General features: G+C 62.4%; 9 protein-coding genes. 5 read left to right on the forward strand and 4 right to left on the reverse strand.

The features are described 5' to 3' along the window. The first annotated feature begins 3 nt into the window (after positions 1 to 3). Positions 4 to 3,318, forward strand: coding sequence for an efflux RND transporter permease subunit (locus tag P0D84_RS12820; protein ID WP_408336867.1), 3,315 nt, complete (start codon positions 4 to 6; stop codon positions 3,316 to 3,318). Between the two features lie 222 nt (positions 3,319 to 3,540). Here the strand turns inward: P0D84_RS12820 and P0D84_RS12825 are convergent. Then, positions 3,541 to 4,676 (reverse strand): IS3 family transposase gene (locus tag P0D84_RS12825; protein ID WP_408333544.1). Its coding sequence is split into 2 segments (ribosomal slippage): positions 3,541 to 4,418 and positions 4,418 to 4,676, totalling 1,137 coding nucleotides; the frame shifts between segments, so codons are not numbered across the junction. A 741-nt stretch (positions 4,677 to 5,417) separates the two neighbouring features. Here P0D84_RS12825 and P0D84_RS12830 point away from each other — a divergent pair. Then, positions 5,418 to 6,365: an IS110 family RNA-guided transposase gene (locus tag P0D84_RS12830; RefSeq protein ID WP_408333819.1), complete on the forward strand. Its 948-nt coding sequence runs from the start codon at positions 5,418 to 5,420 to the stop codon at positions 6,363 to 6,365. Positions 6,366 to 6,753: 388 nt separating this feature from the next. Here P0D84_RS12830 and P0D84_RS12835 read toward each other — a convergent pair whose 3' ends face one another. The 3 genes from P0D84_RS12835 to P0D84_RS12845 all read right to left on the reverse strand — a co-directional run bounded on the left by P0D84_RS12835 (position 6,754) and on the right by P0D84_RS12845 (position 9,611). After that, complete coding sequence (locus tag P0D84_RS12835) at positions 6,754 to 7,218, reverse strand: hypothetical protein (RefSeq protein WP_408336869.1); 465 nt, start codon at positions 7,216 to 7,218, stop codon at positions 6,754 to 6,756. A 193-nt stretch (positions 7,219 to 7,411) separates the two neighbouring features. Beyond that, entirely contained in the window at positions 7,412 to 7,969 is a 558-nt protein-coding gene (locus P0D84_RS12840; protein ID WP_408336871.1) for a peroxiredoxin, read from the reverse strand. Positions 7,970 to 8,372: 403 nt separating this feature from the next. Then, a complete protein-coding gene (locus P0D84_RS12845) occupies positions 8,373 to 9,611 on the reverse strand; it encodes an EAL and HDOD domain-containing protein (RefSeq protein ID WP_408339816.1) in 1,239 nt (412 codons plus the stop codon). Between P0D84_RS12845 and P0D84_RS12850 the strand changes: the two genes are divergently transcribed. The 3 genes from P0D84_RS12850 to P0D84_RS12860 all read left to right on the forward strand — a co-directional run bounded on the left by P0D84_RS12850 (position 9,537) and on the right by P0D84_RS12860 (position 13,374). Continuing rightward, positions 9,537 to 9,782 (forward strand): hypothetical protein, encoded by a 246-nt coding sequence (locus tag P0D84_RS12850; protein WP_408339928.1) that lies wholly within the window; start codon positions 9,537 to 9,539, stop codon positions 9,780 to 9,782. The two genes, P0D84_RS12845 and P0D84_RS12850, sit on opposite strands and share 75 nt — an antisense overlap. Before the next feature lie 228 nt (positions 9,783 to 10,010). After that, entirely contained in the window at positions 10,011 to 11,825 is a 1,815-nt protein-coding gene (locus P0D84_RS12855; protein ID WP_408336873.1) for a putative bifunctional diguanylate cyclase/phosphodiesterase, read from the forward strand. A gap of 91 nt (positions 11,826 to 11,916) precedes the next feature. Then, positions 11,917 to 13,374, forward strand: coding sequence for an HDOD domain-containing protein (locus tag P0D84_RS12860; RefSeq protein WP_408336875.1), 1,458 nt, complete (start codon positions 11,917 to 11,919; stop codon positions 13,372 to 13,374). Positions 13,375 to 13,384 lie beyond the last annotated feature (10 nt).

Consider the following 13,384-nt stretch of genomic DNA (forward strand, 5'->3'; position numbering starts at 1 on the left):
GCGATGAACCTGTCGCGTCCGTTTATCTCCCGCCCGGTCGCCACCACGCTGTTGGCGATCGGCATCGCGCTGGCCGGTATTTTCGCGTTCACCAGGCTGCCGGTCGCGCCGCTGCCGCAGGTCGACTTCCCGACCATTTCCGTGCAGGCCACGTTGCCGGGCGCGAGCCCGGACACGGTGGCGACGAGCGTAGCCAGTCCGCTCGAACGGCATCTCGGCTCGATCGCCGACGTCACCGAAATGACCTCGATGAGCTCGGTCGGCTCAACGCGCATCACGATGCAGTTCGGCCTGAATCGCGACATCGACGGCGCCGCGCGCGACGTGCAAGCGGCCATCAACGCCGCCCGCGCCGATCTGCCGGCGAGCTTGCGCAGCAATCCGACGTACCACAAGGTGAATCCGGCCGACGCGCCGATCCTGATTCTCGCGCTCACGTCGAAGACGCTGACCGCCGGCCAGTTGTACGACTCGGCGGCCACCGTGTTGCAGCAGTCGCTCTCGCAAGTGGATGGCGTCGGCGAAGTAGACGTGAGCGGCTCGGCCAATCCGGCGGTGCGTGTCGAACTGGAGCCGAACGCCCTGTCCCATTACGGCATCGGCCTTGAAGACGTGCGCGCGGCGCTCGCCGCGGCCAACGCGAACAGCCCGAAAGGCTCGATCGAATTCGGCCCCAACCGCGTGCAGATCTATACCAACGACCAGGCGAGCAAGGCCGCGCAGTATAAAGATCTGATCATCGCGTACCGGAATGGCTCGGCGGTGAAACTGTCCGACGTGGCGGAAGTGGTCGATTCGGTCGAGGATCTGCGCAACCTCGGCCTCTTTAACGGCAAGCGTTCGGTGCTGGTGATTCTGTACCGCCAGCCCGGCGCGAACATCATCGACACGATCGACCGCGTGATGGGGATGCTGCCGCAGTTGCACGCGTCGCTGCCGGCCGACGTCGACATCGCGCCGGCCGCCGACCGCTCCACGACGATCCGCGCGTCGCTGAAAGACACCGAGCGCACGTTGATCATTGCCGTCGCGCTGGTCACGATGGTGGTGTTCCTGTTCCTGCGCAACTGGCGCGCAACTTTGATTCCGACCGTCGCCGTGCCGATCTCGATCATCGGCACGTTCGCCGCGATGTATATGCTCGGCTTCTCGATCGACAACCTGTCGCTGATGGCGTTGACGATCGCGACCGGCTTCGTGGTCGACGATGCGATCGTGGTGCTGGAGAACATCTCCCGGCATATAGAAAACGGCGTGCCGCGCATGCAGGCCGCGATCCTCGGCGCGCGCGAAGTCGGCTTCACGGTGCTGTCCATCAGTATTTCGCTGGTGGCCGTGTTCCTGCCGATTCTGCTGATGGGCGGCATTGTCGGGCGCCTGTTCCGCGAGTTCGCGCTGACGCTGTCGCTGGCGATCGGCGTGTCGCTGATCGTCTCGCTGACCTTGACGCCGATGATGTGTTCGCGTTTCCTGCGCGAGCCGCACGAGAAAAAGGAAGAAGGACGTTTCGGCCTCTGGCTCGAACGCGGCTTCACGTCGATGCAGCGCGGTTATGAGCGCACCCTCGGCTGGGCGCTGCTGCATCCGCGCCTGATCGTGACGATTCTGCTGTTGACGATCGGACTGAACATCTGGCTGTACATCATTGTGCCGAAAGGCTTCTTTCCCCAACAGGACACCGGCCGGCTAGTCGGCGGCATCCAGGCCGACCAGAGCACGTCGTTCCAGGCGATGAAGGGCAAGTTCGCGGAGATGATGGAGATAGTCGGCAAGAATCCCGCGGTGGAGAGCGTGGCCGGTTTCACCGGCGGCCGGCAGACCAACTCGGGCTTCATGTTCGTGTCGCTGAAACCGAAGAGCGAGCGCAAGCTCTCCGCCGACCAGGTGATCCAGCAACTGCGCGCCCCGCTCGGCGACGTGGCCGGCGCGCGGACTTTCCTGCAAGCGGTGCAGGACATTCGAGTAGGCGGGCGGCAATCGAACGCGCAGTATCAGTTCACGCTGCTGGCCGATTCCACGCCTGATCTGTATCTCTGGGGACCGAGGCTCACCGAGGCGCTGCAAGCGCGCCCCGAACTCGCCGACGTGAATTCCGACCAGCAGCAGGGTGGCCTCGAGGCGATGGTGACGATCGACCGCGCGAGCGCGGCGCGCCTCGGCATCAAGCCGGCGCAGATCGACAACACCTTGTACGACGCGTTCGGCCAGCGCCAGGTCTCGACGATCTACAACCCGCTGAACCAGTACCACGTCGTGATGGAAGTCGCACCGAAGTACTGGCAGAGCCCGGACATGCTGAATCAGATTTACGTCAGCACCTCGGGCGGCAGCGCGAGCGGCGCGCAGACCACCAACGCGCCGGCCGGCACGGTGACCGCGCAGACAAGCGCTTTGGCCAGCACGAGTGCGACGACCGGCGGCACGGCGGGCACGACGGCGTCGAGCGTGGCGAGCATCGCGGCCGACTCCGCGCGCAACCAGGCGATCAATTCGATTGCGGCGAGCGGCAAATCGAGTGCTTCGTCGGGCGCGGCAGTGTCGACCTCGAAGGAGACGATGGTGCCGTTGTCGGCGATCGCGAGCTTTGGGCCTGGGAATACGCCGCTGTCGGTGAATCACCAGAGCCAGTTCGTGGCATCGACGATTTCGTTCAATCTGCCGCCGGGCGTGTCGTTATCGACGGCAACCCAGGCGATCTACGACACGATGGCACAGCTCGGCATGCCGGGCACGATCCACGGCAGCTTCCAGGGGACGGCTCAGGCGTTCCAGCAGTCGATGTCCGACCAGCCGATTCTGATTCTGGCCGCGTTAGCGGCGGTGTATATCGTGCTGGGGATGTTGTATGAGAGCTATATTCATCCGCTGACGATTTTGTCCACGCTGCCCTCCGCGGGCGTGGGGGCATTGCTGGCATTGCTGCTGTTCAAGGTTGAGTTCAGCATCATCGCGCTGATTGGGGTGATCTTGCTGATCGGCATCGTGAAGAAGAACGCGATCATGATGGTGGACTTTGCGATTGAGGCCTCCCGGCAGGGGTTGTCGTCGCGGGATGCGATTTTTCAGGCTTGCATGCTGCGGTTCCGGCCGATCATGATGACTACTTGCGCCGCGCTGCTTGGGGCGTTGCCGTTGGCTTTCGGGCGTGGGGAAGGGGCTGAATTGCGGGCTCCGCTGGGGATTTCTATTGTGGGTGGGTTGATCGTGAGTCAGATGCTCACGCTCTATACCACGCCGGTGGTGTATCTCTATATGGATCGGATTCGGGTGCGGTGGGAGCGGAGGAAGGCTCGGAGAGCCGGGATGGCGGCGTCGTGATGTTTTTTTTTGCCTATGCGGCGGTTGTTTTTGGCTGTGCTTTTTGTCTGTTTGCCTATGGCGTTGGCCTTTGCTTGAAGTGTTTGCCTGCTCGCGCTTGGTTGTCTGTTTGCCTATGGCGTTGGCCTTTCCTTGAATTGATATTGGTCTATTAGCGTCGCCCCTGTGCGGGGCGGCACTTGTAGTGGTCAAGTAAAATTGGACACCCGGAAAGGGGCATTTCTAAAAAAGTGACGCTTCACATCGTGCCGGCGGTTGTCCGCCTGCTGCAGAATGGATGCGACGGTGGTTATAAAAGTCGTCGATGTAAGCCTCAATGTCGCGTTCGGCATGCGCGTGATCACGGTACCCTTTGTCGTCGATCCATTCGCCTTTCAGGCTTCTAAAGAAACGCTCCACCGGCGCGTTATCCCAGCAGTTCCCCTTTCTACTCATACTCTGGACGATGCCGTTTGCCTTCAGTTCGTTCGTGAAGTGCGCGCTGGTGTACTGGCATCCCTGATCCGAGTGGAACATCAGGCCTGGCGACGGACTGCGCCGCTCCAGGGCCTGCTGCAACGCCCTGATCACCAGCGCTGTATCAGGCATCAGCCCCAACGACCAGCCGACGATACGGCGCGAATACAGGTCCATCACGATGGCAAGATAAGACCAACCCTGAAGCGTCCTCACATACGTAATGTCGCCTGCCCATACCTGATTGATGGCCGGCGGCTCGAAGTTACGGTCCAGCAGATTAGGCACCACCTGCGCCTGCTCATTGCTCTTCGGATAGCGATGTGTGCGCTTTCTGGTGACCACCAGTTGTGCCTGCCGCATCAGCGTGCCGGCACGATAACGACCTACCGCGTGACCACGTTTTCGCAACTCCTGCGACATCCTGCGGCTCCCATAACTGCCGCGGGTTTCGCGATGAATTTCCCGTGCGGCCGCTATCTGCTGGCAAGGCGCCGCACTCTTCGACGTGCGCCCGGCAAACGCGTAATAGCTGCTAGGCGCAACATTCATCACCCGGCACATCGCCCTCACAGGCCAGACCTTCTTCAGTGACTGGATCACTTCGGGAAGCGATCCATTTCCTTGACGAAGAAGGCCGTGGACTTTTTTAGTATGTCGCGCTCCCGTTCCAGATCGGCGACCCGGGCTTCGAGTTCGCGGATGCGGCGCGCATCGGCCTCTATCTCCAGTTGTGTACGCGGCGCTCTGACCTGCTCAGCGCGCCACAGCGTCACCCAGCGGCGCAACGCCGTGTCGCCCACGCCCAGCGCCTCACACGCCTGCGCATAGGAATAGCCCCTGCTGACCACCAGCTGGACCGCTTCTGCCTTCAATTCGTCGGGAATGTTCCGTCTGCTCATTTCTCACCTCAGTTGGAGAATTATCCCCTTTAGAGGTGTCCAGGATCATTGAACCACTACAACTTACTTTCTTTGCCGCCGCAAAGAAAGATAAGCAAAGAAAGCGGCTCACACCGCTAGCGCATAAGCGGGTCCCCCGCACAGTTACGTTAGTGGTGCATCTGGAATCCGTGTTCTCGCACATTCCGCATGAGTGACAAGGCCGTCATACTTCCGGCGACGCTGCGCGCGCCGAAGGGCACTTCTTAAAACCGGCCGCCGTGTTTTTGCGCTCATGGTTCGTTTGACGCTGTGGCGTGTATTGCCTCTTCGCCTCTGCTTCTCGCCGCCGTCGCTGGGGTATCTCGCCGAGGCAAAGCCGATGGTTCCCACCTGCTCCCAAACGAAGCCGCTGGTTTGATGATGAACCTTTCCGGCGAGCACACAGGGCGAGGCGGGAAGTATGACTGCCTGGTCACTCGCGTCGAATGTGCGAGGGCACGGATTCCAGATGCACCACTACCGCGACTGTGCGGGGGACCCGCTTAAGAATTAGCGGTGTGAGCCGCTTTCTTTTGCCTACTTGTATATTCCCCTCCGTGGCGCCGACCCGATCAGTTGTCGCCACACGGACAGTCAGCTCGTCTGCCTACAGTGCCTCGAGCCCGCAGAAAAGCCTGAGCGACTGTCCTTTTCATCCTCTTAACCCGAACAGTTGACTGAGCCCCGAGCTCGTATTTTCCTGCAAGTATGGGTACCGTGATGAACCAGACCTCTTCGTCCCTTTATATCGGCATCGACGTCAGCGGTAGCACGCTCGACGTTGCCATCCACGACACGACCGAACATTTCAGTGTCGACAATCAAACCGCCGCCATCGACCAGCTGGTCCAGCGTCTGATCGCGCTGAACCCCACCCTGATCGTCATGGAGGCCACCGGCAAGCTCGAACTCGCCGTGCTCAGGGCGCTCTGCCAGGCCGGCCTGCGCGCGGTCGCGGTCAATCCCCGACAGGTGCGCGACTTTGCCAAAGCCACCGGCAAACGGGCGAAGACCGATCGCATCGACGCGTTCGTCATCGCCCATTTCGCCGCCGTCATCAAACCCGTCGTGCGTCCGCTCAACGATGTGCAGACCGAGCAGCTGCAGGCACTCCTGCTGCGCCGTGCCCAGCTCATCGACATGCTCGTGGCCGAAAAGGCCCGCCTGGAGCGCGCTCACGCCGCGGCGAAGGAAAGCCTGAATGACCACATCAAATGGCTCAAGCAGCAGCTCACCGTCGCCGACAAGGACATCGATTCGTTCATGCGCGCTTCGCCCGCGTGGTGCCAGAAGGAGGACCTGCTGCGCTCGGTGCCCGGCATCGGTCCCGGTGCGGCGGCCACGCTGATCGCATTCATGCCGCAACTCGGTTCACTGAACCGCCGCGAGATCGCCGCGCTCACCGGTGTCGCACCGTTCAATTCCGACAGCGGCAGGCACACCGGCAAGCGGCGCATTCAGGGCGGTCGTGCCATCGTGCGGCGCGCGCTTTATATGGCCTGCATTCCCGCGCTGCGCTTCAACCCGGTGATCAGGGCCTTCTACGACCGTCTGCGCAAAGCCGGCAAACCCTTCAAGGTGGCCATGACCGCGTGCATCCGCAAGCTCATCGTGACGCTCAACGCCATGGTCCATAACTCAACACCCTGGAGCCCATCGACGGATTAACCGGCGGTATAGCCTTGCCTGGATGCGGTGCCTGAACGCGATCACTCGCGTGGTTTGCGCTCGCCTGTACGAACTGGCGACCACATTGAAAATCCAGCACCCAGGAACAGGTTCCCGCTTGACTTCCAATACGGTTGCTTTTCTTTGCGGCCGGCAAAGAAAAGTAGGTGCCGCCCCGCACAGGGGCGACGCTAATAAACCAATATCAATTCAAGGAAAGGCCAAAAAACCAGATCAAGGAAAGGCCAACGCCGCAGGCAAACAGACAACCACGCGTGAGCAGAAAAACAAAACAGGAAAAGGCCAACGCCGCAGGCATACAACCAAGCGCCGAGCAGGCAAAAAACCCAAGCCCCCCACCGCCGGAGGCAAACAAAAACCCCCACTTCTAAAGCCTCTGCTCAACAGCAAGCAAAAAAACCCGCACCCACTGCTTCGCCTGCCGCTCGCCCCGCATGGGCAAAACCCAAACCTGCCGCTTAGCGTCCTTAACCTTCAAAGCGACCTGCCATTGAGCATCATGGCCCTGCACCTCAGCCCCCAGCAAATCGGCAAAAATATAATCCCCCCGCTCGCCGCCAAGGCGCACCTCACATAAGCGCTTGCCTGCAGCAAGCCGGACCGACCCCCAGGTCCCCTTAAGCTCATGAGTCCAATCGCCATCGCGAATATTGGGAGCGACTTCCTTCCGACGCCGCCACCAATAAACAACCGCCCCAATCAAAAGCAAAACAACCAGAACAGCCACCCCAACCGCAACGGCCAACCCAAAAGCCGCCTGCAAGGCATAAAACGCCCGCACGGCGCCATACACCAGCGCGATCAGCGCAATCAACGCAACAAGAATCGGCATCGCAAGCTCGCTAGACAAAAAATCAGCCTAGCACGGCGCAGCCCCAAATCTCACGGCAAAAAACCATTGCGAAAAATGCGCAGCCTCGCGTGATGAGCGCCACGAGCGCGTCGGGAATGCCAAGGCCCTGCGGCTGCTTATGCGTCACCGCCCAGTCCTACGGCTACTTATACGCCGCTGCCCAGTCCTACGGCTACTTATGCGTCGCCGCCCAGTCCTTCACCGCCTTCAGCGTGTTCTCGACGTGCTTCTCCGGCGAAAGGCTCGTGTACTCGTAAATGATCTTGCCGTCCGGAGCGATCACGTACGACACGCGATTGGCCATCGAGCTATGCATCGGCAAGCCGGCATCGTATGCGCCGATTACCTTCGAGTCGGCATCGGCCGCCACCGGGAATTTGCTGCGGCATTCGCTCACCGAAAACTTCGTCAAGGTGTCGATGTTGTCGTGCGATACGCCGATCACAGTCGCGCCATATTTCTTGTACTCGTCGACGGCTTCAGCAAACTCGTGTGCTTCGATCGTGCAACCCTTCGTGAACGCCGCCGGGTAGAAATACAGCACCACCGGCCCTTTCTTCAACTCGTCGGAAAGCGAATACGTGTAGGTCTTGCCGCCCAGCGAAGCCTCCGTGGTGAATGGCGGCGCGGCATCGCCCGGCTTGAGCGTGGCCGAGGCCGTCAGCGAATGCATTGCGAATCCCACCGACAACACGGCAGCCAGCGCCACCGGTACAAGCTTTCTCTTCATTTTCAGTCCCTCGAAACATCCGTGCACGTGGTTAGCACAATTAGCCGAAGGTCGCGGCGTCCAGTCGAACCCCGGCATCTCCATCTGCTATTGGACCACGTACAGACAAAATACGTCAGAACCCGAAGAAAGGACGCATCCGGGAACCCGCGCCCGCAGCAGCGCGGCACAACGACCGGCCGGCGCCCCCGAACAGGCTTGCTAGCCAGCGAACCAGTCTGATCCGCTGCCAGAACAAAAACCCATCCGGTCGAAACCAGCCAACGCGCAACGACCGCCGGCGCCCCGGAGCCCGCTTGCCAGCCCGCGCTACCAGCCCGATCCGCCGACAGAACAAAACCCATCCAGTCGAAACCACGCAACACGCGGGAGAAGCCCGGGCGGCATCGCAGCGCCGCTCCCCTCAGACGACGACGGCTTCCTGGATATGGACGCCAAACCACGCCGCAGCCGAGAGGTTCAGTTCGGCCAGCACCTCGGGCGTGAGCGCGGCGAAACCGGCCGGGACATCGGATCCCGCCGCGATCAGCGCGGCATCGGCACCCTCGCCGGCTGCTTCGGCAATCCGCAACAAGGCGCCAAGCGGGCCGCAGCCCGTGACGATTGCCTCGCGAATCTGCGGCGCAAGGCCGAGTTTTTCGAGGACGGCCGCGGGCGTACTGCCGACCACGACGTGGACCAGAGAAAAAATGCCGGTCATGAAGGCGGCATCGGCGAATTCGCCGTCGGCCGGGCGCAGCCAGCTCGCGGCCAATTCCATGAAGCGCGAGCGCGTGCCGGCCAGTTGCACCAGCGGATCGGCGCGCCACGGTAGATCGGCGCTGTCGGCGTACAGCAGCAACTGCGCCCAGCGCGCGATCTGCCGCGTGCCGGTGGCGATGATGGCTTCACGCAGCGAAGCGATATTGCGCCCCAGTCCGAACGCGCTCGAATTGACGAGGCGCAGCAGTTGCATCACCACACTCGGGTTCAGCTTGAGCTCCGCCTCGAGCTCGACAATCCCGGCGTCGCGCGACAGCAGCGCCAGCAAACGCAGCAGGCCAGGGCGCGGCGAGCGGTTGCGCGGCGCGACCAGCACCTGCGGTCGCGCGAAAAAGTATCCCTGGAACAGATCGAAGCCGAGCTCACGTGCCAGCGCAAAGTCTTCGCGCGTCTCGATCTTTTCCGCGATCAGCGTCTTGCCATGGCTGCGTACCACCGACGCCAATTTGGCAAGCGCGGACCGCTCCGCCTGCAGGAAGTCGATCTTGACGATGTCGGCATGCGGCAGCGCGGCAAGCAGCTCGTCCGACAGTTCGCACACGTCGTCGAGCGCCACCTGGAAGCCGGCGCGGCGCAACTCGGTCAGCCGGCGGCCCAGCTGCGCATCGAACCTGACGGTTTCGAGGATCTCCAGCACGAAGCGCTCAGGTGGCATCAGATGGACGATGTCGTTAAAGAGCAGCGCGCGGTCGATATTGACGAAGCCGCGGTGTCGGCCCAGCACGGCCGCCACGCCGATCCCGCCGAGCGCGCGCGCCACGACCTGGGCTGTCGCCCGGGCGTCGTCGCTGACCTCGGCATAGTTATGCGCGCCGGCTCGAAACAGCAATTCGTAAGCATTGAGCGCGCCGTCGCGATCGAGAATCGGCTGGCGGCCCAGATAGACGAACTGCGCCCCGGACGCCGGGTCGGCGTCTTCGGCACATTGCTGGAGCACCTCGACGCGCCGGGGAATGGCCCTGACAAAGTGACGTTCAGACATGGATCAAGGGTGCAAGTGTTCGGAAAGCTACGCAGCGACGTCCTGGCCGACACTGCACAACGGGTTTGACGTATTAACGGATGCCAGGCCGTCGCACTTTAACTGAATTGGTCGCGCCACGCCCCGGACCACGCCGCCCCTTCTTCACCATTTGTTTTTTACCGCAGGCGCTAAAGATTTCACGCCGCGGGTCGTTATCTTGTTCTGATGGGGCGGCCTGATACCTCTTAACCGCCCGGACACGGCGGGCAGCGAGCCGCCCCGCCTGCAGACGAACACAGGTTGCCAGCGACAAACATGGAAGCGAACAGGATCATCGCGCCCCGCCGGGGCCCCTTACGCACGGTCATCGACCGGTTTCGTGCGTTCGGCCGGCGCGCGCCCAGCAAACTGCAGTCAGGCGCAAGCCGCACTGCGCAACTGGAACAGGTGGTCGGCGCCGTCGATCTGCTGGCGCACGTCGATCAGTCGCTGCGCTTCCTCTATGTATCCGACGCCAGCCTGCGCTTCATCGGCTATCACCGGGAGTATCTCGAGACCATCACGCTGCACGATCTCGTGGCGCCCGCCGACGTGCCGCGCCTCGACGCGCTGCTGAAGCGCGCCACCGCCACGGGCAACGTCGAAAAGGCCACGCTTGGCCTCATCAAGTCGCTGACCTACCCGATCACAGTCGAGTTGCGCGTGGTGCGCAGCAGCCACGACGGCATCGACAGCTATGCGGTCGCCGGCTTCGACGTATCGGCCTGGCGCGCCAACGAGGAACGCCTGACCCAGGCACTGCATCTGGACCGCCTGACCAATCTGGCCAATCAGCCGGCGCTGATCCCCGCGTTGCTCCAGGCGCAACAGCAAGCCGACGCCCACGGTACCCCGGCCGCGCTGCTGCTGCTCGACCTCGACGACTATCAGCGCGTGAACCGCGCGCTCGGCTACGATGCCGGCGACGAGATGTTGCGTGACACCGCGCGGCGTCTTTTGAACATGACGAGCCCGAGCGAAACGGTGGCGCGGGTCGCCAGCGACGAGTTCGCGATCCTGATCAAGCCAGCCGCGAGCCGCACCGACGCGGCCGCCGCGGCCGAAGCGCTGGCCCGCCGCCTGTTGACCTCGATCCAGCAACCGTATGTGTTCAGCGGCCAGCAGGTGCATCTGTCGGCGAGCATCGGCATCGCGCTGTATCCCGACGTGCGCCACGCCAACGACAACGCCGCCCACGATACCCACCTGCTGCGCTGGGCCGATCATGCGTTGCTGCAGGCCAAGGCGGCCGGCGGCAATACGCTCGCCTTCTACGTACCGGACGACAATCCCGCCGACGCCGAGCGCCTGAAGCTCGAGGCGGACCTGTACGACGGCGTGCGCAACGGCGAGTTCTCGCTGCACTTCCAGCCGATCACGAGCAGCCGCACGCACGGCGTGGTCGGTGTCGAAGCGTTGATCCGCTGGTCGCATCCCGTGCACGGCCTCGTTCCCCCTTCGATGTTCATTCCGCTCGCGGAATCGATCGGCCTGATCAACTTCCTCGGCAACTGGGTGTTGAAGGTCGCCTGCATGCAGCTGATCCAGTGGGACGCGCGGGGCATCTCATTGCAATACGTCGCCGTCAACGTCTCGCCGCAGCAGTTTCGCGACCCGCGCTTCAAGGACAGCGTTCGCGAAGCGATCGAGTTGACGGGCATCGACCCGCGCCGCCTCGTGTTCGAGATCACCGAAAGCCTGCTGATGCATGACCCGGCACACGCCAAGGTGCTGCTCGAAGAACTGACGGCGATGGGCATCCGCTTTGCCGTCGACGATTTCGGCACCGGCTATTCAAGCCTGGCTTACCTGCAACGATTTCCCTTGGCCAAGCTCAAGATCGACAGGAGTTTTGTCGAGAATCTGCTAACCTCCCGGAACGATCAGGCAATCGTAAGCGCAGTCGTCGGGCTCGCGCAAACACTCGATCTCGAACTGGTCGCCGAGGGCGTCGAAACAGAAGCACAACGCACCTTGCTCACCGAGATGGGATGCGACCATATTCAGGGGTGGCTCGTCTGCAAGGCGCTACCCTCCGACGAACTCGCGCAGCGGTTCGAAGCACGCACGCTTCACCTGCACACCGCGTAGCGATGCGGGCAAATCTCGTGCGCAGCGGAAGATACCGGCTCGATGCCGGCGTGGCATTCATTGGAACATGTATGGTTTTTGCGGGACTCACATGGTAAAGGCGGCGGTGCTCGACCGGCTTTGGACGCGTATGAGCGAGCGCGGCGATTTCCCCATGCTGTCGCAATCGCTGCGCACCACCATGGCGGCAATGAACAACGACGACCTCGACTTCACCGGCCTCGTGCAGGTCGTGCTGTCGGATTTCGCCTTGACGCAAAAGGTGTTGCGGCTCGCCAACTCGGCCATGTACATGGCGTTCGGCGGCAATATCACCACGGTGTCGCGCGCGCTGATGGTGCTCGGCATGGACGCGGTCGGCCATCTGGTGGTCGGCCTGAAAATCGTCGATCACTTTCATCACAGCGCGCCGCGCCGCATCGACGCGAAGCTTGAATTGAACCGCACGCTGCTGTCCGGCTGCGTTGCGCGCAAGCTGACCGAGCGCGGCGATCTGCGCGCCGGCGAAGAAGCCGTGGTCTGCACGCTGATGCGGCAGATCGGCAAGCTGCTGGTGGTGTTTTATCTCGACGCCGAGTGGGATCAGATCCGCCGGCATATCGAAGACGGCACCATCGAGACCGATGCCTGCGTGCTGGTGCTCGGCGTCACGTTCGACGAGATCGGCGCCGAAGCCGCGGTGCGCTGGCGCTTGCCCGACATGATCCGTTCCGGCATGGGCGAGTTCGATCCGCTGGATGTCGAGCAGCCGCGCCAGGTGCAGTGGCTACGCGCCATCACCAATTATTCGACGGCGGTTGCCGACGTGCTGACCCAGCAGAACATGCCGGACTGGCAGCGCGAAGAACGCATCGCCGGACTGGCGCAGGCATACAGTCACGCGCTGAATACCGATCCGGAAGTACTGCATCAGATGAGCATCGCACTCGCCCGTGAAGAAGGCGGCGACGGCGTGATGGCCGAAATCGTCGAGTTGCGCGCCAATGCGGACGCAATCGCGCGCGAGGCGCTCAATCCGGAAGCGCGCATCGCGGCGGGAGTGGGCGATCTGCGCGGCCTGCCCGACGGCAGCGCGCTCGCACCGGCGCTGGCGCTGGCTGCGGAAACCGTGTTGGCGGCGCTCGGCTTCGCCCGCACGGTGGTGTTCGTCAAGCACAGCAACGGCACCTTCAGGGCGCGCCTCGGGCTCGGTCCGAAGACCGACGGGGCGCTGCCGAAGCTGACCTTCAACACCGCCTTCGAGCCCGACGTGTTTCATCTCGCGGTCGCGAACTCGGTCGGCATTTTCATCGAGAACGCACGCGACCCGAAAATGGTCGCGCGATTACCGGAATGGTTCCGCCGCTCGTTCGACGACGCCCTCGCTTTCGTACTGCTGCCGGTCGTCGACGAAACCAGTCAGACGGTGGCGCTGTTATATGGCGACTGGTCTCATACGCAGGAGCCACGCCGGATAACGCAGAAGGAAATGAGTGCGTTGAATGAATTGGCCAAGGAGTTAGGACGTTTTTTTGGTCTGGGGCAAATGCAGGAAATGGAGACGATGTGAAGACGTGGCG

It is taken from the genome of Paraburkholderia sp. RL17-337-BIB-A, from assembly GCF_046025895.1.
GTDB classification, from domain to species: domain Bacteria; phylum Pseudomonadota; class Gammaproteobacteria; order Burkholderiales; family Burkholderiaceae; genus Paraburkholderia; species Paraburkholderia fungorum_C.